The 22,720-nt window shown below is 28.9% G+C and carries 23 protein-coding genes and 1 tRNA gene; 14 read left to right on the top strand and 10 right to left on the bottom strand.

What is annotated here, in order from left to right; genetic code table 11:
* Positions 1-119: 119 nt before the first annotated feature.
* On the top strand, positions 120-605 hold the full coding sequence (ruvC, locus tag CPEL_RS08400; protein WP_044599453.1) for a crossover junction endodeoxyribonuclease RuvC: 486 nt from the start codon (positions 120-122) through the stop codon (positions 603-605).
* Here ruvC and CPEL_RS08395 read toward each other — a convergent pair.
* A complete protein-coding gene (locus CPEL_RS08395; RefSeq protein ID WP_044599452.1) occupies positions 592-1,218 on the bottom strand; it encodes a hypothetical protein in 627 nt (208 codons plus the stop codon). The genes ruvC and CPEL_RS08395 overlap by 14 nt on opposite strands.
* Positions 1,219-1,338: 120 nt before the next feature.
* Between CPEL_RS08395 and CPEL_RS08390 the strand changes: the two genes are divergently transcribed.
* Entirely contained in the window at positions 1,339-1,962 is a 624-nt protein-coding gene (locus CPEL_RS08390) for a DUF305 domain-containing protein (RefSeq protein ID WP_044599451.1), read from the top strand.
* A gap of 25 nt (positions 1,963-1,987) precedes the next feature.
* Here CPEL_RS08390 and CPEL_RS08385 read toward each other — a convergent pair.
* The 3 genes from CPEL_RS08385 to CPEL_RS08375 form a co-directional block, all read right to left on the bottom strand.
* Positions 1,988-2,063 (bottom strand) — tRNA-Val (locus CPEL_RS08385).
* A gap of 48 nt (positions 2,064-2,111) precedes the next feature.
* Positions 2,112-3,302 carry a replication-associated recombination protein A gene (locus tag CPEL_RS08380; RefSeq protein WP_044599450.1) on the bottom strand — a complete coding sequence of 397 codons (1,191 nt, stop codon included), beginning with the start codon at positions 3,300-3,302 and terminating at the stop codon, positions 2,112-2,114.
* A complete protein-coding gene (locus tag CPEL_RS08375) occupies positions 3,299-4,468 on the bottom strand; it encodes a YdgA family protein (protein ID WP_044599449.1) in 1,170 nt (389 codons plus the stop codon). Before CPEL_RS08375 ends, CPEL_RS08380 begins: the two co-directional genes overlap by 4 nt.
* A 129-nt stretch (positions 4,469-4,597) precedes the next feature.
* Here CPEL_RS08375 and glmM point away from each other — a divergent pair, with 129 nt between their 5' ends.
* Genes glmM through hemJ form a run of 3 tightly spaced genes read left to right on the top strand, consistent with a single transcriptional unit; the run spans position 4,598 to position 6,823 of the window.
* Positions 4,598-5,935, top strand: a complete 1,338-nt coding sequence (gene glmM / locus CPEL_RS08370) for a phosphoglucosamine mutase (RefSeq protein ID WP_044599448.1) — start codon at positions 4,598-4,600, stop codon at positions 5,933-5,935.
* Positions 5,928-6,380 carry a signal peptidase II gene (gene lspA, locus CPEL_RS08365; RefSeq protein ID WP_044599447.1) on the top strand — a complete coding sequence of 151 codons (453 nt, stop codon included), beginning with the start codon at positions 5,928-5,930 and terminating at the stop codon, positions 6,378-6,380. Before glmM ends, lspA begins: the two co-directional genes overlap by 8 nt.
* Positions 6,374-6,823, top strand: a complete 450-nt coding sequence (gene hemJ, locus CPEL_RS08360) for a protoporphyrinogen oxidase HemJ (protein ID WP_044599446.1) — start codon at positions 6,374-6,376, stop codon at positions 6,821-6,823. Before lspA ends, hemJ begins: the two co-directional genes overlap by 7 nt.
* 19 nt (positions 6,824-6,842) lie before the next feature.
* On the opposite strand, the gene CPEL_RS08355 is transcribed toward hemJ, so the two are convergent.
* A complete protein-coding gene (locus tag CPEL_RS08355; protein WP_044599445.1) occupies positions 6,843-8,180 on the bottom strand; it encodes a coproporphyrinogen III oxidase family protein in 1,338 nt (445 codons plus the stop codon).
* Between the two features lie 74 nt (positions 8,181-8,254).
* Here CPEL_RS08355 and CPEL_RS08350 point away from each other — a divergent pair, with 74 nt between their 5' ends.
* Positions 8,255-8,443 carry a mini-MOMP protein gene (locus CPEL_RS08350; RefSeq protein ID WP_044599444.1) on the top strand — a complete coding sequence of 63 codons (189 nt, stop codon included), beginning with the start codon at positions 8,255-8,257 and terminating at the stop codon, positions 8,441-8,443.
* A gap of 18 nt (positions 8,444-8,461) precedes the next feature.
* On the opposite strand, the gene CPEL_RS08345 is transcribed toward CPEL_RS08350, so the two are convergent.
* The 5 genes from CPEL_RS08345 to ccoG all read right to left on the bottom strand — a co-directional run bounded on the left by CPEL_RS08345 (position 8,462) and on the right by ccoG (position 16,192).
* Entirely contained in the window at positions 8,462-9,904 is a 1,443-nt protein-coding gene (locus tag CPEL_RS08345) for a multidrug efflux system CmeABC, outer membrane lipoprotein CmeC (protein WP_044599443.1), read from the bottom strand.
* Positions 9,897-13,019, bottom strand: coding sequence for an efflux RND transporter permease subunit (locus tag CPEL_RS08340; RefSeq protein ID WP_044599442.1), 3,123 nt, complete (start codon positions 13,017-13,019; stop codon positions 9,897-9,899). The genes CPEL_RS08345 and CPEL_RS08340 overlap by 8 nt, the downstream gene beginning before the upstream one ends.
* Positions 13,019-14,116: an efflux RND transporter periplasmic adaptor subunit gene (locus CPEL_RS08335; protein ID WP_044599441.1), complete on the bottom strand. Its 1,098-nt coding sequence runs from the start codon at positions 14,114-14,116 to the stop codon at positions 13,019-13,021. Before CPEL_RS08335 ends, CPEL_RS08340 begins: the two co-directional genes overlap by 1 nt.
* A gap of 76 nt (positions 14,117-14,192) precedes the next feature.
* Complete coding sequence (locus tag CPEL_RS08330; protein ID WP_049984614.1) at positions 14,193-14,825, bottom strand: TetR/AcrR family transcriptional regulator; 633 nt, start codon at positions 14,823-14,825, stop codon at positions 14,193-14,195.
* A complete protein-coding gene (gene ccoG, locus CPEL_RS08325) occupies positions 14,825-16,192 on the bottom strand; it encodes a cytochrome c oxidase accessory protein CcoG (RefSeq protein ID WP_044599439.1) in 1,368 nt (455 codons plus the stop codon). Before ccoG ends, CPEL_RS08330 begins: the two co-directional genes overlap by 1 nt.
* 181 nt (positions 16,193-16,373) lie before the next feature.
* Here ccoG and rpsU point away from each other — a divergent pair, with 181 nt between their 5' ends.
* Genes rpsU through CPEL_RS08285 form a run of 8 tightly spaced genes read left to right on the top strand, consistent with a single transcriptional unit; the run spans position 16,374 to position 22,716 of the window.
* A complete protein-coding gene (gene rpsU, locus CPEL_RS08320; RefSeq protein WP_002780697.1) occupies positions 16,374-16,586 on the top strand; it encodes a 30S ribosomal protein S21 in 213 nt (70 codons plus the stop codon).
* Positions 16,587-16,626: 40 nt separating this feature from the next.
* Positions 16,627-17,238 (top strand): LysE family transporter, encoded by a 612-nt coding sequence (locus CPEL_RS08315; RefSeq protein ID WP_044599438.1) that lies wholly within the window; start codon positions 16,627-16,629, stop codon positions 17,236-17,238.
* A 56-nt stretch (positions 17,239-17,294) separates the two neighbouring features.
* The gene (locus tag CPEL_RS08310) at positions 17,295-17,915 is read left to right on the top strand and encodes a UPF0323 family lipoprotein (RefSeq protein ID WP_044599437.1); all 621 of its coding nucleotides are present in this window, start codon (positions 17,295-17,297) and stop codon (positions 17,913-17,915) included.
* 12 nt (positions 17,916-17,927) lie between these two features.
* Positions 17,928-19,100, top strand: coding sequence for a glutathionylspermidine synthase family protein (locus CPEL_RS08305; protein ID WP_044599436.1), 1,173 nt, complete (start codon positions 17,928-17,930; stop codon positions 19,098-19,100).
* On the top strand, positions 19,100-20,032 hold the full coding sequence (locus CPEL_RS08300) for a D-2-hydroxyacid dehydrogenase (RefSeq protein WP_044599435.1): 933 nt from the start codon (positions 19,100-19,102) through the stop codon (positions 20,030-20,032). The genes CPEL_RS08305 and CPEL_RS08300 overlap by 1 nt, the downstream gene beginning before the upstream one ends.
* Entirely contained in the window at positions 20,022-20,513 is a 492-nt protein-coding gene (locus CPEL_RS08295) for a YajQ family cyclic di-GMP-binding protein (RefSeq protein ID WP_044599434.1), read from the top strand. Before CPEL_RS08300 ends, CPEL_RS08295 begins: the two co-directional genes overlap by 11 nt.
* The gene (locus CPEL_RS08290; protein WP_044599433.1) at positions 20,510-20,995 is read left to right on the top strand and encodes a hypothetical protein; all 486 of its coding nucleotides are present in this window, start codon (positions 20,510-20,512) and stop codon (positions 20,993-20,995) included. The genes CPEL_RS08295 and CPEL_RS08290 overlap by 4 nt, the downstream gene beginning before the upstream one ends.
* An 8-nt stretch (positions 20,996-21,003) precedes the next feature.
* Positions 21,004-22,716 (top strand): ATP-binding protein, encoded by a 1,713-nt coding sequence (locus CPEL_RS08285; RefSeq protein WP_044599432.1) that lies wholly within the window; start codon positions 21,004-21,006, stop codon positions 22,714-22,716.
* The last annotated feature ends 4 nt before the right edge of the window (positions 22,717-22,720 follow it).

Raw genomic sequence — 22,720 nt, 5'->3', positions numbered from 1 at the left:
AATTAATCTTGTCAAAATATTAATGTAAAAACTATAATTTTAGCTTATTTTTTATAAAAAATGGTTAAAATTATTCACATAAAATAAATTTCACATCTATGTGAAAAAAAGGTGAAAAAGTGAAAGTTTTAGGGATAGATCCTGGTTCTAGGTATTGTGGGTATGCTATAGTAGAAAAAATTCATAATAAAAATCATCTTATCGAAGCAGGACTTATAAAAATAAAACCCAACAACTTACAATACCAAATCACAGAGTTATGTGAAGGACTTGATTTAATCTTTAAAAATCATCAATTTGATGAGGTAGCAGTAGAAGATATATTTTTTGCATATAATCCAAAAACCGTTTTAAAATTAGCTCAATTTCGCGGTGCATTGAGTTTAAAAATTTTACAAATTCATGGTGAATTTGCAGAATATACTCCATTGCAAGTAAAAAAAGCAGTAACAGGAAAGGCAAAAGCTACAAAAGAACAAGTAGCTTTTATGGTAAAAAGATTGTTAGGGATTTCAAAAGATATAAAGCCACTTGATATAACAGATGCTATAGCAGTAGCTTTAACACATTTAGCAAATTCAAATAGAAAGATTATTTCCCGATAAAATAAATTTCTACATCATGCAAAAGTTTTTCGCATATTGCTGAGTCAGTGTTTTTTTCTACAATAAGATTAATGTGATTTTTAGTATCTCTAAAACTTCCTGCAGATTTTGAATTTTTCATTTCTAATTTTTGATTATCTTTTAAATATTTAATGGTAATAACAAATTTTTGTGCTGCAGTTGCTTCACCAAGGTTTGTTTCTATTACTACATTCATATTAGATGCTTTTGCTAAGGTTGCTTGAGTTTTATTAAGAATTTCTTTCATTCTTCTGTTTAATTCTAAAATTCTTGAAATGAATTTATTATCTATACTTTCATATGCGATTTTAAGTTTATTCATAATTTCTTGATTAGTTGGTTTATCAGGTGCCACATATACCATGTATAAGCCATTTTTAATATCTACTTTTGTGCTTTTTGTATCTCTACCGCTACCAAAAACTTTGATATAAATTGCATTATCAAGATATACTCTATCTATCATAGGTCCATAAATTTCATATTCTCTTTTTCTTACAATTACTTCTCTTGAAGCTACTTGAATTTTAACCGAACAATCATGAATTATAGGTTCCATTTCTTTTTTTATTTCAAGTAGTTCTTTAAGCATTAATAATCCTTCACATATTTTTTAATAAATTATAACAAAAAAATATTTAATTTTTTAGTTAATTTTTGATTAGAAATATTCTTATAAATTTTTATTTTTAATTTAAAATGAAGGAAAAAAATGAAAATAAAAACTATGATTTCTAGTTTAGTTTTGGCAAGTTCATTATTTGCTATGAATTCTCATCATAATCACCATAGTAGCAATGCTCAAAGTATTTCTGCTCAAATTATGGCTAGTATGCATGATCCTATGATGAAAAATCCTTTAGTTCAAAGCAATGATATAGAAAGAGATTTTTTAGCTAATATGATTCCACATCATCAAGGTGCTATTGATTCATCTAAGATTTTACTAGAACATACAAAAAGTGAAGAGATGAAAAAAATAGCTCAAAATATCATTAAAGCTCAAGAAAAAGAAATTCAAGAATTTCAAGAAATTTTAGATAAAAATCTTTATAAAAAAACCGAACTTAGCGAAGAAGATTATAAAAAATTCGTTCAAGAAGAAAAAGAATTGATGCAAAAAATGATGATTTTAATGAGTGCAGTTAAAGAAAGTAAAAACATCAATAAAGACTTTTTAGAAGCTATGATAGCACATCATCAAGGTGCAGTAGATGCGTCAAAACAAATTTTATTTTACTCTAAAGATGAAACTATAAGAGAAATTGCTAAAAAAATCATTTTAGATCAAGAAAAAGAAATTCAAGAATTTACGAATTTGTTAAAGTATATGTAGTGAGTTGATCAAAAGAAATAAAAAATGGTGGCTCCGATTGGACTTGAACCAACGACCACCACCATGTCAAGGTGGTGCTCTACCAACTGAGCTACGGAACCTTAAAAAAACAAAAATTATATAAAAATATTTTTACATTGTGCTTAAATTTATGTTTTAGATTTTTTCATATCATTTAACCATAAGTCTAGCTGTGCTTCAAAGCCTATGCCTTTGCTATGATAAAATTTCAAGTCTTTTTCTAGGTATCTTTGCTTAACCCAGCCTCCAAAATCATGCGGATAAAGGTAGTTTTTTCTTTGTGGGTTGTTATTATCAAGATAAGGAAGTATTTGCAAAGCAGGATTATTTTGCACATAATTTAGCGCTTCATTTATAGCAAGATAGCTTGAATTTGACTTGGGCGAACTTGCTAAAAATACCACACATTGAGCCAAGATGATTCTAGCTTCAGGATAGCCTATGTTTTTTACTGCTATGAGTGTGCTTGTGGCTAGATTAAGTGCTTGAGGATTTGCATTTGATATATCTTCACTTGCAAATATCACTAGCCTTCTAGCGATAAAATCAGCACTTTCGCCCCCATCGATTAACCTCGCAAGATAATACAAACTCGCATCTACATCACTTCCTCTTAAGCTCTTTATCAAAGAACTTGCTAGTTTATAGTGTGTGTCTTTGCTTGAAGTGCCATCGCTTAAAACATTTGCTCTTAGTTTTTTTAAAGTTTCAAGAGTGATATGAGTGCTATTTAAAGCCAAAGCAAACTCACATAAATTTAAAAAGCTTCTTGCATCATTTGCACTAGAAGTGATTAAAAAGTCTTTAGCATCATCATCGATTTTACACTGGAGTTTTTCTTGCACCTTTGTAGCAAGTTTTTCTAAGTCTTTATATTCTAAACCTTTAAATTCAAAAAGCATACTTCTGCTTCTTATGCCTGAAGTTAAAGTAAAGTAAGGGTTTTCAGTGCTTGCACCTATGAAAAGGCATTTTTGATTTTCTAAAGGGATTAAAAGCATTTCTTGTTGAGTTTTTGAAAGCCTGTGCACCTCATCGATAAATATCAAAGGTTTATATAAAGAATTTTCGTAATTACTTAGTATTTTTCTAAGCTCTTCAAGTTTAAAATTTCCCCCATCTAATTCATAAAAATCTAATTTAAAATCATTTGCTATAGCCCTTGCAAAAGAAGTCTTCCCGCAGCCTGCTGGGCCAAAAAATACACTATGAGGGAGCTTTGAAATTTGTATGAATTTTTTAAAAATTTCTACTAAATTTTCTTGTCCTAAAACCTCATCTAAAGTTTTAGGACGAAATTTTAAACTTAGATTGTTCATTGTGGATTAAGCGTAATTCCTTCGCCATTTATGATGGTTTTTATATCATTTTTATCAGAATCATCATATATAAAATCTAAAACATAAGTGCCATTTTCATCTACAAAATAAGAATCAAAATTTTCAAATGTCGGCCAAAATTGACTTGGAAGAATTTGAGTGTTAATGTGTAGCTGTGATTTTATATTATTTTGTGTGAAAATAGCTTGAGCATTAGCATTGAATTTTTTTTCTTCCTTCTCAAAGCTTAGATTATTCAAAATGATTTCAGGATTTGCTTTTAAAAATTCATTTGCTATAGCCATCATAAAAAAGATGTCTATATTAGGGCTAAACATTAGCTGTTCATAGGCTTTTTTTGAAATATTATTAAAATTTGCATCTAAATTGATGTTATTTAATAATAAATCCTCTTGTATTAAATGTAGTTTATTAAGAGTTAGTTTTAAATCATTATTGTAATCATTTTGTGTATTAGGTATAGTTTTTGCATAAATATGCAAATTATCAAATACTGCTTCATCTGTGAAATTAGCATATTCTATACTTATGTTTTGCTCGCTATTGCGTGTAGGATTAAAAATATCTTCAAATTTTAAAGCTGTAATAGGGATTTCTACTACATGAGCATTTTTGATGTTTATTTTATCATCTACGCTAAAATCCCCAATATTGTATATTATATCTTTTACTAAACCTTCTTTTGTATTTAAAGCAATATATATATCATTCCATTTGATTGAGCCTGTTTGTTCATTGTTATAATTAACATTATTAATTTTGAGCTTTAAATTGATATTAGAGTTAATATTAAATGGATTAAATTTAGCATTGATATTACCAATTTCTTCATTAGGAAAAATATCTTTAAAATCATCATTTTGATTAGTAATAGAAATTTTTACATTATTGCTTGCAAAAAATACATTAGAAAAATTTGCATTTACTTTAAATTCATAAGGTAAATCATTTAGTTTTATTATAAAATTTCCTTGAGAATTCAACAAACCCTTAGTATAATTTACATCTTCAACTTGATAATAAAGCGTATTTTTACTCACATAGTTGAAAAATTTTTCATTTATAGAATTCATATAAGAAGTAGAAACAAAAAATAAAATAAATAACACAACTAAAACCGCAATGCTTATGATGGTTTTTTTCATCTAATTTCCTTAAACAAATTTTGAAAAATTATATATTTTTTTTACTAACTAAAGATTATATTTTTTTACATTTATGCATTACTTAACTTTTTTTCTTATAATTTCACTATTTAAAATCAAAGGTAAAAAATGAAACTTTTTGGAACAGATGGTGTAAGAGGAAAAGCAGGAGAGTTTTTAGATTCATTTTTAGCTATGCGTTTGGCTATGGCTGCTGGAATTTATTTTAAAGATAAGGCTGTAACTAATAATATTTTAGTAGGAAAAGACACTAGACGCAGTGGTTATATGATAGAAAATGCAATAGTTTCAGGGCTTACTTCTATAGGTTATAATGTGATACAAATAGGCCCTATGCCAACACCTGCTATTGCTTTTTTAACTGAAGATATGCGTTGTGATGCGGGGATTATGATATCAGCTTCGCATAATCCTTACTATGATAATGGCATTAAATTTTTTGATGCACATGGCAATAAACTAGATGAACAAGCTGAAGCTAAAATAGAAGAAATTTATTTTAACGATAAGCTTATAGAAGAAGCTAAAACTACTAAATCTCAAATAGCTCAAGCAAAAAGAATTGATGATGTAATAGGAAGATATATAGTATCGATTAAAAATTCCTTTCCGAAAAATTTGACTTTGAAATCTCTACGCGTTGTTTTAGATGTAGCTCATGGAGCTTCTTATAAGGTTGCACCTACCGTTTTTAAAGAGCTTGGTGCTGATGTGATAGTAATAAATGATAATCCAAATGGTTTAAATATCAATGAAAATTGCGGAGCTTTACATCCTTTAAATTTAGCTTTAGAAGTTAAAAAATTTAGAGCTGATGTGGGTTTTGCTTTTGATGGAGATGCAGATCGTTTAGTAGTAGTAGATGAAAAAGGTGAAGTAGCTCATGGAGATAGCCTTTTGGGTGTTTTAGCTTTATTTTTGAAAAAACAAGGCAAGTTAAAATCAAGTGTAGTTAGCACTATTATGAGTAATGGAGCTTTAAAAGAATTTTTAAATAAACACAAAATTACACATGAAACTTGCAATGTAGGTGATAAATATGTCCTTGAAAAACTTAAAGAATGCGGTGGAAATTTTGGTGGAGAACAAAGTGGGCATATTATCTTTAGTGATTATGCAAAAACTGGAGATGGTTTAGTGGCTGCTTTGCAATTTAGTGCTTTAATGCTAAGTGAATCAAAAAGTGCAAGTGAAATTTTAAATCAAGTTAAACCTTATCCGCAACTTTTACATAATCTTAAAATTTCAGAGAAAAAAGACTTAAGCAAGCTTGCAGGTTTAGATGAGTTGAAAAAAGATTTAGAAAAAAAAGGAATTGCTAGTTTATTTAGGTATTCAGGGACTGAAAATTTGATAAGATTATTGCTTGAAGCAAAAGATATCAAACTTTTAGAAAGAGAAATGAAAGTAGTAGAGAAGTTTTTCATGAAAGCGTTGAATGCTTAAAATTTTATCTTTGAAATTTTATCTTGTTTTTTTTATAGTTTTTATATTAGATCAAGCAAGTAAGTATGTATTTTTGCAAGGATTTGAATATAAGGGCGAATTTTTTGATTTAGTTTTAACTTACAATACTGGTGTGGCTTTTTCTATGTTTGCATTTTTAGGAGCATATTTAAAATACATACAGCTTGTTTTTATTTTGGCTTTGTTTGTATATTTGCTTTATCAAAAAGAGTTTTTTAAAACACATTTGATTGCTTTTGCTATTATGCTATCTGCTGGGTGTTCAAATTTACTTGATCGTTTTGTGCATATAGGTGTAGTGGATTTTGTGTTTTGGCATAAATGGTTTGAATTTGCTGTGTTTAATTTAGCAGATGTTATGATAAACATTAGCGTTGCTTTGATTTTAATAAAAGAAATTTTTAATAAAGGAAAAAAATGTTAGATTTTTTAAATGAGTGGTATTTATGGATTAAAATGGTGCATTATTTGGCTTTTGTTTCGTGGATGGCTGGTATGTTTTATTTGCCAAGGCTTTTTGTCTATCATACAGAACATAAAGATAATAAAGGCTTTGTTGAAGTAGTAAAAATTCAAGAGAAAAAATTATATTTTTACATACAAACTCCAGCGATGATAGCTACTGCAATTACAGGTAGTTTGATGATGATAGCCAATAAAGATGTTTTAATGGTGGGTGGTTATATGCATGCTAAATTAACTTGTGCTTTGCTTTTGATTATTTATCATTTTCAAAATTATTACTATTATAGACAACTTCAAAATGATACTTGTAAAAAAAGTGGAAAATTCTTTAGAGCTTATAATGAAATTCCAACTATATTATTTATAGTTATTGCTATAATGATGGTAGTAAGACCATTTTAGTAAAAGCCTTTAAAGGCTTTTACCCTTTAAATTCCATACTTTTAAAATCAAGCGGATCAACATTTTCGTGCATGATGTTAATGTGTTCTTTATTTTGCAAACGCTTATCATCTCTAAATACCGCACGCACTAAATCCATACCCGTATAAAAATCCTTCATTAAAACCATAAACAAATAACGCCCAAATTCACTAGTATATAAAGTATTATTTTCTTTTTTTATAGCTTTGCTTAATTTAAGCCCTAAAAGCTCGATGAAAAGATCTTTTTCTAAGTCGCATTCTAGGGTTTTATTAAATTTATCAATCTTGATTTTACCTGCAAACATTTCAGTTAAAAAGACATATTTTATGATTTCTTTCTTGCCAAAATTTGCCTTAGCAATATTTGCATTTTGTTTTTCTTTGATGAGTTTAGAATACTCATTCAAATTAAAAGCATTGATTAAAAGCTCTCCATCTAAAAAGCTAAAAGCTCCACTTCCTACACCCAAATACTCATGATGGCTACTTACATACTCATCATTAAAATGGCTTTTTTCTAAAGAAAACGACCATGCATTGTTTCTTTCATAATCTTTAAAAAAGTCTACAATGATTTTATAAAATTCAAATTCATTATCCTTAAAGCTTACTCCTAAAGTTTTTGCAATATTATCTTTAGTCAAATTGGATTTCATTAAAGGATAAGTTGTAATTTGCTGAGGTTTTAAACTTTTAGCTATCTCTAAATCATTGAGTAATTGCTCTTTAGTTTGAGAAGGAAAATTAAAAATCAAATCAATACTCATGATAGGAAGCACACCTATGGCTTTAGAAAGCTTTTCTTGAAGCTCCTTGCTTGAACCAAATTTATGATATCTTGCTACTTTTTTTAAGGTATCATCATCAAAGCTTTGTATGCCACAGCTTAAGCGATCTATAAGTCCTTTAAACATTTCTAATTTTTTTGGGTCAATATGGTTTGGATCGCTCTCGCAAGAAATTTCTTTGATATTAAATAATTTTTTGCAAAGTTCTAAGGTTTTAGCAAGCTCTTCTTCATTGATTAAAGTAGTGCCACCACCCACATACATAGAAGTAAAATCAAATCCTTTATCTTTAATTTGCTTAATTTCTTCTCTTAAACTTTCAAAATATTTTTTTGCCAAATTTTCATCATAGTAGTATTTATGAAAACTACAATATGGACAAAAAGTATGGCAAAATGGTATATGAGCATAAAGCATATAAGATTTTTTTTCATTTACTTTTTTATCTTGTCCTTGCTTTAAAAGTTTGACATCAAAACCATTTTCTAAAGACTTTTGCATAGCCTTGTGAGAGTAAGAAAGTGCTAAATTTTGTAAAAAATTCATATTTTTCCTAAATTTTTGTTTTGTAGTTATTTAAAAAGACTATAATTGTAGCATATTTTTATAAAGGCTTTGCAATGAAAAAAATATTTATAGTATGTTTTGTGTTTTTATTGGGTTCATTTAGTATTGTAAATTCTGCTCCTTTAGATGAAATTTTTCAAGATGTTAATGTTTCAGGTAGTATGCGTTATCGTTTTGAGCATAATAGCCCTAAAGATAGAAATGATAAATCTCATCAAAGAGTTAAAATTCAAATGCATTAACAACTAAGCCTTTAAGGCTTAGTTGTTGTAAAAGTTTTCTTTTAAATTTTCTTCCATAGCTTTGATATTTTCTTTAGAATCTTCTTTGGCGTTAAACCCACCGCCAAAAGCTTTCATTACATCCACGATAGAATTTGCAAGCTCATAAGATGAGTTAGTATAAGAAAGTTTAGCGTTTAAATAATTTCTTTGATCTTGTAAAAAATCAGCTAAATTGATCACACCATTTTCATATCTTAAAGTAGAAATTTCATAAATTTTACTTTGAGCTAGAAATAAATTTTTATAATTTTGCTCATTTTCATAATAATTTTGGCGATTAAATAGAGCAAGTCTTATCTCTGCAAAAGCTGTCTTTAAAGTGTTTTCATATTGTAAAAATGCTTCATCTTTGGTAAGTTTTGCAATATTAACATTATTCATAATCTCACCCCAATAAAAAATAGGCATTGCAAAATTTCCAGCTACATTCCAAGTATTGCTTCCGTGTTTAACCAAAAGATCTAAATCACTACTTTGAAAACCTAAAAGTCCTGTTAAAGAAAGGCTTGGTAAAAATGCACTTCTAGCAACTCCCACAAGATAGTTTTTTTCTTCTAAAATTTTTAAACTAGCTTGTATATCAGGTCTTTGGAGTAAAATTTCACTTCCTATACCCTCAGGTATATTAAGTTCATATTTTTCTAGCTTTTGATATTCTATATTATTATAAAATATATCATCTATATTGTTTGAAGTTAAGATTTTCAAAGCTTTGGTATTAGCTTCTTTTTGAATTTTAGCATTAGTTAGTAAAACCTTTGAATTTTCAAGCTCGGCTTTAAATTTATTTAACTCATACTCGCTAATCACCCCAAGTTTAAAATGTTCTAATTTTAAATTATAAGTTTTTTGATAGCTTTGAGTTGTTTCTTCTAAAATTTTTACTTGTTCACTTAAGCTGGCTAAGTTAAAATAAGTTTTTATTACATTAGAAATTAAACTTAATCTTGCACTTTCATAGTCAAATTCACTTGCTTGAAGTTTTGATTTTGAAGCACCATAATTATCTCTATATTTTCCCCATAAATCAATTTCATAGCTTAAATTTAAACCCATTTTAAAATCATTACCATAGAAAAAATCATTACTTTTATTGCTTGGTGCATTAATGCTAGTTTTTGCTCTTGCTCCACTAGCACTTCCATCAAGCTTTGGGAGTAAATTGCTTCTTGCTATACCTAAAGTTTCATAAGCTTTTTGTAGATTAATATATGCAATTTGCAAATCGTTGTTATTTTTTAAAGCTTGTTCAATCAAAACATTTAAGTTCTCATCATTAAAAGCTTTCCACCATTGTTTATCAATGCTGATGTTTTGATCCAAACTTTTAGTGTAGTTTATATCAGCGATTTCTAGTTTTGGTTTTAAACTACAAGCTGCTATAAAAAAGCAGCTTATAAATATGATTAATTTATGCATGGATTTTACCTCTTTTTATATCAAGCCATCTATTAAAACTCTCTAGTAAATAAAAGAACAAAGGCACAAAAAATATTGCTATGGTTGAGGCTGCTATCATTCCTCCTACAACTCCAGTTCCTATAGCATGGCGACTTGCACTTCCAGCACCATAAGCAAATACTAAAGGTAAAATTCCACAAATAAATGCCAAAGAAGTCATAACAATAGGCCTAAATCTTAATTTTGCTGCACTAATAGCAGCATCAAAAATACTTTTTCCTTTTTTAAGATGTTCTTCCATAGCAAATTCAACAATTAAAATTGCATTTTTAGCAGAAAGTCCTATTAAAAGTAAAAGTCCTGTTTGAAAATATATATCATTTTCTAAGCCTCTAAGCCATACAAAAAGCAATGAACCAAAAACAGCAAAAGGCACAGCTGTAATTACTGCTAAAGGCATAAGCCATCTTTCATATTGGGCTGCTAGGATTAAAAATACAAATAAAAGTCCTAGCATAAAAGCAACTTGTCCAGCTCCACTACTTGTAACTTCTTGATAAGCTGAACCTGACCAAGCTATAGAATAATCCTCTCCTAAAGTTTCTTTTGCAACTTGTGCAATCGCATCAATAGCCTGTCCTGAGGTATAGCCTGGAGCAGGATCGCCTTGAACTAAAGCCGATGGGAACATATTAAAGCGTTTTACATCATCAGGACCAACACTTCTTTGTAGTGTTAAAACGCTATCTAATGCTATCATAGAACCATCATTTGCTCTAACAAAAATATTTTTTAAAGCATTTTGAGTATTTCTAAAATCCCCTATTGCACTAATATTTACACGATAATTTTTTCCAAGCATAGAAAAATCATTTACATAATAAGTTCCTATAGTAGCATTAAGTGTGCTAAATACATCTGCTAAATTTAAACCATAAAGTTTTACTTTGTCACGATCAACTTCTAGCTTAAGTTGAGGAAAATTTGTATCAAGTGTAGTTCTTACATTAGCAAGTTCAGGGCGTTTATTAGCCGCTTCTACTAATTTATTAACATCAATTTGTATTTCATCATAATTTTTACCACTACGATTTTGAGCATACATTTCAAAACCACCAGTTAAGCTTAAACCTTGAATTGGAGGTGGATTAACAAAAAAAGTTTGGAAATTCGGATTTAAGAAGTATTGTTTATTATACATGCTAGTTAAATCAAAACTACTAGTGTCTCTATTATTCCAATCTTTTAAATTCACAAACATTGCTCCAGCATTTTCTTTTAAAGAGCCTGTGAAAAGATCATATCCTATAAGTCCTACTATATTAGTAATATTTTCATTTTTACGCACTTCTTCGGCCATAGCATCCATTGCTTGAGTGGTTCTATGCAAAGAAGAAGCCGCAGGTAAATTAACAACTGATAAAAAACTCCCTTGATCTTCATTTGGAACTAAAGAATGCGGAACAAGTTTAAAAAGTCCATATAAACCTCCTAAAAAGATCACGAAAATCAATATAAAACGCACAGATCTTTTTAAAATATATGCAACCCCTGCACCAAAAACTTCAGTAGACCAATCAAAAATATGATTGAATTTTTTTACCAAATAAAATGGCTCACCTTCATTGCGTCTTAAAAAAATCGCACATAAAGAAGGGGTTAGTGTTAAAGCTACAAAGCCTGAGATTGTAACTGAAATTGCTAAAGTTATAGCAAATTGTCTTTGAATTTCGCCTACAAAGCCAGATATAAACGAAACAGGTATAAACACAGCACAAAGCACAAGCACTATAGAAACAACAGGAGCAGCAACTTCATCCATAGCTTTAATAGCAGCATCTTTTATGCTTATATTAGGATCTTCATGCATGATTCTGTCTATATTTTCTACCACAATAATAGCATCATCAACAACAATACCAATAGCCAATACCAAGGCAAAAAGCGTAAGTAAATTTATACTAAAACCTAAAACATATAATCCTGCAAAAGTTCCCAAAATAGAAACAGGCACAGCAATCATAGGTATGATGGTTGAGCGGAAATTTTTTAAGAACAAATACATTACAATTACAACTAAAATCAAAGCTTCAAAAAAAGTTTTAACCACTTCTTTAATGGAGGCTTTTATAAATAAAGTTGTATCATAAGGCACTTTATAAGTTAAACCTTCAGGAAAGTTTTTAGAAAGCTCTTCGAATTTTTTTTGCACTAGTTCTGCTGTGCTAACTGCGTTTGCTCCAGTTTGTAAAAAAATCAAAATCGGAGTAGCACTATTTCCATTTAATCTACCATTAAAAGTGTATTCTCTAGCACCTAAAGCAACTTCAGCTACATCTTTTAATCTTAAAAAAGAACCATCGCTATTAGTTCTTAAGATGATATTTTCAAATTCTTTTGTGTTTTTTAATCTTCCTTGCATAGTCACTGAATATACATAAGGAGAATGCTCCATAACCGGCTCTTGCCCTATTTTACCTGTGGCGTATTGGGCATTTTGCTCTCTAACTGCAGCAATAACATCTGTAGCTGTAACTTTGTATTTATTTAACAAATCAGGATTTAGCCAAATTCTCATAGAATAATTTCTTGAGCCAATAGCTACAGCATTTCCTACTCCAGGAACCCTAGCAAGATCATCTAAGATATTTAATGCAGCATAATTATATACTTCTAGTGCATCCATAGAACCATCAGGTGAGTATAAAGTAGCAACTTCTAAAATACTTGAGCCCGTTTTTCTAACACTAACACCGGTTTTTTTAACATCTTCAGGCAATTTTGCCATAGCTGCTGAAATTCTATTGTTAACATCGACTGTTGCTTGATCAGGATCTGTGCCTATGTTAAAATAAACACTTAAACTCATATCACCTGAAGAGCTTGAAGTTGAATCCATATAAATCATATTTTCAACTCCATTAATCGCATCTTCAAGAGGGATAGCCACCGTTTGAGCCACCGTTTGAGCATCAGCTCCTGAATAATTTGCATTTACTTTAACTACAGGAGGTGTTAAAGAAGGGTATTGTTCCACAGGTAAAGAATAAAGCCCTATAATCCCTGCTAAAGAAATGATAATAGCAGTAACTGCAGCAAATACAGGTCTTTCTATAAAGAATTTAGAAAACATTATTTATTCTCCATTACGCTTACACTTGCACCAGGACGGATTTTTTTGAAATTATTTAAAATTACTTTATCTCCGTTTTTTAAACCTTGGTTGATAATGGCTTTATCAGCAGTTTGATAAATCACATTTACAATAGTTTTAACCACTTTCCCATCTACTAAAGTATAAACATAAGTAGCGCTATCATCTTGTAAAAGTGCAACTTGAGGAATTTCAAAACCATCTTTTTGGACAAAACCACTTACATAAACATTAGCAAATGATCCAGGCATTAAATAAGAAGTGTTATTATCAAAAATTGCTTTTGCTTTTACCCCGCCACTATGAGTATCAATCACACTATCTATAAAGTATAATTTTCCATTAAAAAGTTCGCCGCCGACATTAGCTTGAACTTGAACATTTTCTAATTGCCAATTACCATCTTTGATATTTTTATTCATGCTAATCTTATCAACATCTGATATGTAAAAATCTGCAAAAATAGGATTTATATTACTAATGCGAACAAGCTCAGTTGATGAAGCATTAACATAATCACCAATATCCACCAAAGAATCACCCAAAATTCCATCAAATGGAGCGCTTACTAAGGTATATTTTAAATCCAATCTTGCATTAGCAAGTTTTGCTCTAGCACTTTCTAAAGTAGCTTTTGTAGAATTAAATTTAGCCAAGCTTGCATCAAATTCTTTTTGTGAAATAGCATTTTTTTCTATTAAAATACTATCTCTTTTAAAATTTTTTTCCGCATCATCAAAATTTGCTCTTGCTACTAAAGCTTCTCCATAAGCCATATTTACGCTTGCTTGGTATTTATCAGGTTCTATAAGAAAAAGTTTATCGCCTTTTTTAACAGCTTGGCCACTTTTGAAGTATTTGGCTTTGATTTCACCGCTTACCTTAGGTTTAATCAATACATCAAGTTCAGTGCTTAATCTTGCAGGATAAGTAAATTCTAAAGGCAAGTTAGCACTTTGCATAGTCATAACACTAACAGGCTGAGGAGGAAGTTGTTTAACTTGAGCTTGTTTGTCATCTGTGCAGGCTGCGAGTATCAAAGAGACGCAAGTTAAAGCTAAAATTTTTGTTTTCATTTCATTCCTTAAAAAATCAATATTTAAAAAGTAATTAATATTACAAAATTATAATACAAATTATATTATGCTTTAATTAATAAAAGTTAATAATCCCTTGAGTAAATAATTTTACAATTTTTTCTGCATGTTTAATTTGCTCATCTTTACTCATTGAAATTTTATTTTTAAAAACACTTTGCATAAAAAAATCTCCTCTAAGCATAGCACAAAATGTGCTACTTAAGAATTTGGAATTAGAAGAAATATTGCTATTTTTTTCTTGATAGAATCTTTTTTGCAAAATAAACTCAACTGCTCTTTCACTTTCTTCTTCAAACCATTCGCTTAGGTTTGTTTTTTCATTATACACTTGTGAAAAAATTATTCTTGCAATAGCAATTGTTTTTTCATCGTTAAAAATTTCTAAATAAGCTAAACAAAATTCATAAAGAAAGTCTTCTAGTTTTTGATTTTCAACATTTTCCATATGTTTTAAAGCCCGCAAAAAATGTTTTTCAGTAAAATCATCTAATACAGCTCTAAATAAACCTTCTTTATTTTTATAATGTTCATACACAGAAGAAAAAGAACCGCCAGTTTGTTTAATAATATCTTTAAGATTGGTTGCTTCATAGCCATTTTTTAAAAATGACTCTAAAGCAATTTGTTTAATCTTTTCTAATCTAAGTTGTGATTTTGAAAGCAGTTTTTCTGTATTTTTATTCATTATTTTTCTTCTAAAATAGAATTTTTAGGATATACAAAATTACTACTTCTTGTTACGGCTATATTTTTATCATCAATTGCATAAGCTTTGATGGTTAAAGGTATTACCGTATCTTTTCTATCATTATCTGCTAATTTTTTTGTAGCTTTTAAAACTACAATATATTTATCTTTCTCACCTGCTTTTAGTTTAAAAGACTTTTTAGGTCTAATGATTTCTAAACCATCTTCGATGCCTTGTAATTTTACATCAAAATAATACTCATGAGTTTTATTGTCAGTGTTTTGAAATAAAAATACATAAGCGTTAGTAATTTGCAATTGTTTATCATGTGTTTTTCTAACTTGATAAAGTTCGCTTGAGCGATTGATATTTAAAAGCATATTTTCTTTTTTACTTCCCATCAAAACCAAAGCTACAAAAACACCACATAAAACAACTAAATAACCAATGGTTCTAAATCTAAAATATTTTACCTTTTCTCTAGTTTCTATTGCTTTTGCACTAGTCCAGTTGATCAAACTAGGACGATTAAATTTAGCTTGAACTTTTGAACAAGCATCAGCACATTCAAGACAATTTATACATTCAAGTTGCATTCCTTGGCGTATATCTATATGAGTAGGACAAATTTTTACACAGGCTTCACACCCTATACATTCTCCTTGTGGAGGTTTTTGATAAAGTTTGGTATGGCCATCATAGATTACACCGCCTCTTTTATCATCATAAATAACTTGGATAGTATTGTTATCAAACATTACAGATTGTATTCTTGCATAAGGACAAACATAAACACAAAATTTTTCACCCAAATACACTATATCAAAGGTAAATGCCAAAGAAGCACAAAATAAAATTCCTAAAAGCAATAAATGTTCAGCAGGATTTTGAATATATACAAAAAAATCTTCGGGTGGAACAAAATACCATAAAAAAGCACTCATCATTAACAATGAAAAAAGATAAAAAATCACAATACTTAAAGCTTTTTTGATAAAAAATCCATCTATTTGTTTTTGTTTATTGGCTGTGCTTTTGTGAATTTTAAAAATTTTTGTTTGTAAAAGATCTCTATAAATAACTCTAGCAATAGTCTGAGGACAGCTCCAAGCACACCAAATTCTTCCTGCTAAGGTAGTAACAAAAAGTATAGTTAAAAACATACCCATAATAACAAAAGGCATTAAATAAAGTTCTTGAGTATCAAAAGCAATAAAAAATAAATTTAGCTTTTTGTGATCAAAACTTAATAAAAAGAAATGATTCCCGTTGATTTTTATAAAAGGTAAAGCAATAAATACAATCATAGAAATGATATATGCTATATACCTTTTTTTGGTATAGTTTGTTATACAAGCACTCATTTTATTTCCTTGTAAAAATATTTTTATAATTGTAGTCTTTAAAAATTAAACCAAACTTTGTCTTATTAAAATTTTTATTTAATTTTTATTTATATAATTATTACAAAAATAAATTTTATTTTCAAGTAAAATTATGATATAATCAAAACTTTCAAATTTTTAATGAAAGGTGGTGAGGGTCGTGCCAGGAATTAAGGTACATCCTAATGAGTCTTTTGATGAAGCGTATAGAAAATTCAAAAAACAAGTAGATAGAAATCTAGTTGTTACTGAAGTGCGTGCAAGAAGATTTTTTGAGCCTATGACTGAAATTCGCAAAAAACAAAAAATTTCAGCGCGTAAAAAAATGCTTAAAAGGCTTTATATGCTTAGACGCTATGAGTCAAGACTCTAATACCAAAAAAGCCGAGCAATCGGCTTTTCTTCTTTAATCTATGTTTTTATGGACTTTAATTATACATTTTTTTGGACTTATTTTACCAGGGCCTGATTTTTTCTTAATAAGTTCTTATGCTCTAAGAGAAGGTTTTAAAAATGCTTTAAAAGCAAGCTTGGGTGTAAGTTTTGCAATGAGTGTTTGGATAATACTTTCTATACTTGGTTTGAGTGTAATTTTTCATCAATTTCCTTTTTTGCAAGTGATTTTATCAAGCATTGGGGCTTTATATCTTTTGTATTTAGCATATTTGATTTATAAAAATACAAAAAATACCAAGTTAAAAACACAAAAACCGCCTATTTCACCTTTTTTTAGCGGGGTAATTACTAATTTGTCTAATCCAAAAGTGATTTTTTATTTTGCTAGTGTTTTTGCTAATTTTGATTTTTCGCAAATGCAATGGATGTTAGTGGTTTTAATTTTAGTGCTTATATTAGAAACTATTGTTTATTTTTCCTTGGTTGCTTTACTTTTTTCTAAGCAGTTTATGTTAAAAATTTATGAAAAAAATTTAAAAAAGATTGATTATTTAAGTGCTTTTATATTTTTTAGTTTTGGTGTTTTTATTTTAGCTAAGAATTTATTGGCTATGATTATTAGTAATTAATTTTTATTAATACTTTTTTTGTTAAAATTTTCATAAATTTAGCCATAGGAATGATGATGAAACATATAAAGACTATACTTAAACTTAGTATGATAAGCGGAATTGCTGCAATAAGCGGTGGTGCTTTGAGTGCGTGTAGTAACAATTCAAATGATACAAACAATAATGCATTAACTCAAGCTGCTAACACTCAAGGTGCTTTTGTTATTATCGAAGAGACTGCACCAAATCAATATAAAATCAAAGATCAATTTCCAAGTGATGAAACTAGGGTAGTTTTAAAACAACTTGATGGAACTGAAAGAGTTTTAAGTAAAGAAGAAATGGATAAATTAATCCAAGAAGAAGCAGCAAAAATTGACAATGGAACTTCAAATTTAACCAATGCTAATAATGCTTCTATGAGTAGTGGAGGGCTTTCTTTGGGCGAGACTTTGCTTGCTAGTGCAGCTGGAGCTATACTTGGTAGCTGGATAGGTTCTAAGCTTTTTAATAATCAAAATTTTGCAAATCAACAACGCGGAGCTTTTTCAAATCAAAGTGCTTACCAAAGAAGCGTAAATAGTTTTAATAAAGCAGGCACAAGTGCAAGTTCTGGATCAAATGCTAAAAAATCAGGATTTTTTGGTGGTGGTTCAAAAGCTGCAAGTTCAAATCAAAATTCTTTTGGTTCTTAAAAAAGGTGAAAAATGCAATTTTTAAAAGTAAATCCTTTAGAAAAATCATATTTAGAGCAAATAGGTTTTTCATGGCATACAGATAATGATGGAAGTGATTATTTAGATTCTAATTTAGTTTGTGTTAAAGAAAGTGAAGCAAATGCATATTATGAAGCAGTAAATGAGCTTTATGATATGTATGTAGCTGCTGCACAAGAGGTGATTGATAATGATCGCTTTGATGAGCTTGGCATTCCTTTTAATTTAGTTGAAGCTATTAAGATGAGCTGGGAAAATGATGTGCATTGGCATTTATATGGAAGATTTGATTTAGCAGGTGGGCTTGATGGCAAGCCTATAAAATTGATAGAATTTAACGCTGATACTCCAACTTCTTTGTTTGAAAGTGCAATTTTACAATGGGCTATTTTAAAGCAAAATAAGCTAGATGAAAGTGCGCAATTTAATAATATCTATGAAGCCTTAGCGGATAATTTTAAAAGACTTATCACTTTAGAAGAAGATGTGAGCGGGTTTGAAAAATATTACCAAGGCTGGAAGATTTTATTTTCTTCTATTGCAGGGAGCAATGAAGATACTATCACTACAAAGCTTTTAGCGCATATAGCTAAAGAAGCAGGCTTTGAGAGTGAATTTTCTTTTGTTGATGAAGTGGAATTTTCACCTGAGGGAATTTTTAAAAATGATGTAAATTATGAGTATTTTTTTAAACTTATTCCTTGGGAAAGTATAGCCATAGAAGAGGGCGAACTTGCTATGCTTTTAACTCAAATCATGCAAAATCAAAAAGCTATTATTTTAAATCCTGCTTATACTTTGCTTTTTCAAAGCAAGGGTATAATGAAAATTTTATGGGAGCTTTATCCAAATCATCCTTTATTGCTTGAAACTAGCGATGAGCCTTTGGTGGGTAAAAAATGTGTTAAAAAGCCTGTTTTTGGTAGAGAAGGGGCTAATGTTTCTATTATAGAAGCTAATGGAGATATAAGTTTTAAAACAGATGGAGATTATCAAAACAATCGTTTTGTATATCAAGAATTTGCTGAGTTTAATCAAAATGAAAATGATTATTATCAAGCTGGAGTTTTCTTTGCTTATGAGGGTTGTGGATTAGGTTTTAGAAAAGGTGGATTGGTGCTTGATAATTACTCTAAATTTGTAGGGCATTTGGTAAGAGATTGATGAAAATAGTATGTTTAGATGCAGCAACTTTAGGCGGAGCAGATTTATCAGCTTTTAAAAGTTTTGGTGAGTTTGTAAGCTATGATTTAACACCTAAAGATGAGGTTGTTTCAAGGATAGCTAATGCACAAGTTGTAATGATAAATAAAGTTATCATTGATAAAGAAGTGATAGATAAAACCAATCTAAAGCTTATTTTGCAACTTGGCACGGGAGTAAATAATATAGATGTAGCTTATGCAAATTCTAAAGGTATAGTTGTTAAAAATGCAGCGGCTTATTCTACAAAAAGTGTTTTAAGCCATACTTTTGCTTTACTTTTTGCTTTTTTAAATCAAATTCCTTATTATGATAAATGGAGCAAAGAGGGCAAATGGTGTGAGTGTGCGATGTTTACTGATTTTAGTAGAATTTTACACACTTTAACAGGAAAAAGACATGGCATTATAGGACTTGGTGCTATAGGAAAGGAAGTAGCTAAAGCTTCAAGTTTGTTTGGAGCTAGTGTTTGTTATTATTCTACTTCAGGAGCTAATTTTAACGATGAATACACGCAAGTAAGCCTTGAAGAGCTTTTAAAAACTTGTGATGTTATTAGCATACATGCACCTTTAAATGAAAAAACTAAAAATTTACTTACTAAAAAAGAATTAATGCTTTTAAAAGAGGGTGCTATTTTGATTAATGTTGGGCGTGGTGGTATCATCAATGAAACAGATTTAGCTTTGATTATGGATGAAAAAAATATCAAAGTTGGACTTGATGTGCTTGAAATAGAACCTATGGTTAAAAATCACCCTTTGCTTAGCATAAAAAATAAAGAAAATTTAATCATCACTCCGCATGTTGCATGGGCAAGTGCTGAATCTATACAAAATTTAGTTCAAATCGTATTTAATAATCTTAAGGAGTTTGTGGAAAATGGCAAGTGAGCATAGTTTTGATATAAGTGGGGAAATCGACAAACAAGAGTTGAAAAATGCTTTAGAGCAAGCAAAAAAAGAGCTTGATAGCAGATATGATTTAAAAGGCATTAAAAGCGAGATAGAGTTAAATGAAAAAGAAAGTGTTTATAAGCTTATTTGCTCTAGTGAGGCAAAACTTGAAGTTTTAAAAGATATTATTATTTCAAAATTAATTAAAAGAGGGATAAACCCTAATGGCATTAAAGAATTAAGCAAAGAAAGTGGAGCAAATTTTAAACTGAATTTAAAGGTAAATGATGCTATTGATGCAGATAGTGCTAAAAAAATCAACAAGGCTATAAAAGATAGCAAATTAAAAGTAACTTCAAGTATAAGAGGCAATGAAATCCGCGTAACTAGCAAGCAAATAGATGACTTACAAAGTGTGATGAAACTGGTTAAGGACTTGAATTTAGAGCTTAATATCAGTTTTAAAAATCTCAAATGAGAAAATTATATAAGCTAGCATTTTTGTGTTTTTTGTGTTTATTTTTAAGCTCATGTGCATTGAAAAATAAAATGCAATCACAAAGTGCTTTTGTTGTTTTAAAAACCCCACAATTTAAATTCAGTGATTATGGGTTTTTATATCAAGGTAAAAATATAACACAGCTTGAGCTATATAATGCTTCAAGAGTATTGTTTAAACTGCAAATTACAGATAAAATTTGCATAAATGGGATATGTTATGCTAAAACATTGTTTAACCAAAAATTCTTTAATTATGAGCATTATGATGATTTTTTGCAAGATGTTATTAGTAAAAAACCTATATATCAAGGAAAAAATGAAATTCAAAATTCATGTGGGTTTAGCCAAAAATTAAAAACTAAAAACTATGATATTTATTATGAGGTTTGTGGTAATAATATAAATTTTAATGATAAAAAGTCAAAAATTAAATTTAGTATAAAATTAGTTGATAATTAAAGGAAAATATGAAAGATTTAAAACTTTTTTTAAGCAATACGCAAAAAAGCAATATATATAAAAACCTACAATGCAATAAAAATGAGCTTTTAATTTTAAAGCATTTGTGCAAGAGTTATTTGCAAGCAAATGCAAGTGTGAATGCATATAATTTACTAAATGAGGTTTTTGGTAATGATGAATATCGATTTTTAGATCATTTAAAAGATTTAAAAAATCTTATAGAACGAGGTTTTATTGTCCAAATTTATTCTGATTTTAAAATAGGAAAAAATTCCACCTTGCTTTTGAATTTATTGCAGAGTGATTTAAGCTTAAGTGAAGTATTTTTACAAATTTTAGAAAATAAAAATATAAAAGATGTAATGAAAGAAGAACCTTATGAAGATCATATGGATTATTTAAAAGATGAATTTTTTAAAATAGAGCTTTACCAAAGGTTGCGATTTTTTACGCAAAATTCTAAAAATAAAAAATTAAAAGAAGATATAATTGAATTTCAATCATATATAAAAGCTAGATTGAAAAAAAGCAAAATAGCTAATGTCTTGGCAGATATTTTTAAAGAGTATGCCTTAAACGACAAAGAATGTTTGATTTTTATTAGTTTACTAAAAGAAGAATATTTATTGAATACAGAAAATTCCTATAGTAGAGATTTTAATTTTTTATTGCATTTAATCAGTGACAATGAAGAGCAAAAACAACAAAATAAAGCTTTATTAGAAGAAGACTCTAAGCTTTTAAGCACCAATCTTTTAGAATTTGATGAATTTGTTAATTCTTTAGGGGATATTTCTAGGACCTTTTATTTAAGTGATGATATCTTACAAAGAATTATCAACTTTAAAGAACCAAAGAAAAATAAAAAAATTAAATTGCAAAATTTGGTAAAAAATCAAGATATTTTTGAACTCATAGAACCAAATATCAATATAGATGATGTTATCATGCCTCAAAGCACTAAAGATTTATTAGAAAGTATTTTAAAACAACAAGATAAAAAAGTTTTAGAAAGATTAAACAAATGGGGCATAAAAACCAATAAAAACATAGAAGCAAAAATTATTTTTTATGGACCTGCTGGAACAGGAAAAACAATGAGTGCTTTAAGCATGGCAAAGGCGATGAAAAAATCCATTTTAAGCTTTGATTGCTCAAAAATTTTAAGTAAATATGTAGGCGAGAGTGAGCAAAATGTTAGAAAAATTTTTGACACTTATAAAGAACTTTGTCAAAGTAGCAAACAAAGTCCAATTTTACTTTTAAATGAAGCTGATCAGTTTTTAAGCACTAGGATAGAAAGCAGTGGTGGTGCAGATAAAATGCATAATCAAATGCAAAATATTTTTCTAGAGCAAATTGAACGCTTTAACGGAGTGATTATAGCTACTACCAATTTTTTAGAAAGTTTAGATGTGGCATTTTCAAGAAGATTTGATTATAAAATAGAATTTAAAAAGCCAGATTTTAAAGAAAGAGTGCTTATTTGGGAAAAGTCTTTACCTAAAAATGCCCAATTTGATAAAGAATTTGATCTTAATATTTTAGCTCATTATGAATTAAGTGGTGCTCAAATTGTGATGGTGGTAAAAAATACCGCCTTAAAAGTTGCTATTTCCAAAGAAGGTATTTTTAAAATCAATGATTTTTTAGAAACTATAGAAAAAGAAATAACATCTTCTTTTGATAAAAATAAAATAGTCGGTTTTAAAAATTAAATTC

Source organism: Campylobacter peloridis LMG 23910 (assembly GCF_000816785.1).
Classification (GTDB): Bacteria; Campylobacterota; Campylobacteria; order Campylobacterales; family Campylobacteraceae; genus Campylobacter_D; species Campylobacter_D peloridis.
The sequence above is the reverse complement of the archived record's forward strand: the minus strand, read 5'-3'. Positions and strand labels throughout refer to the sequence as shown.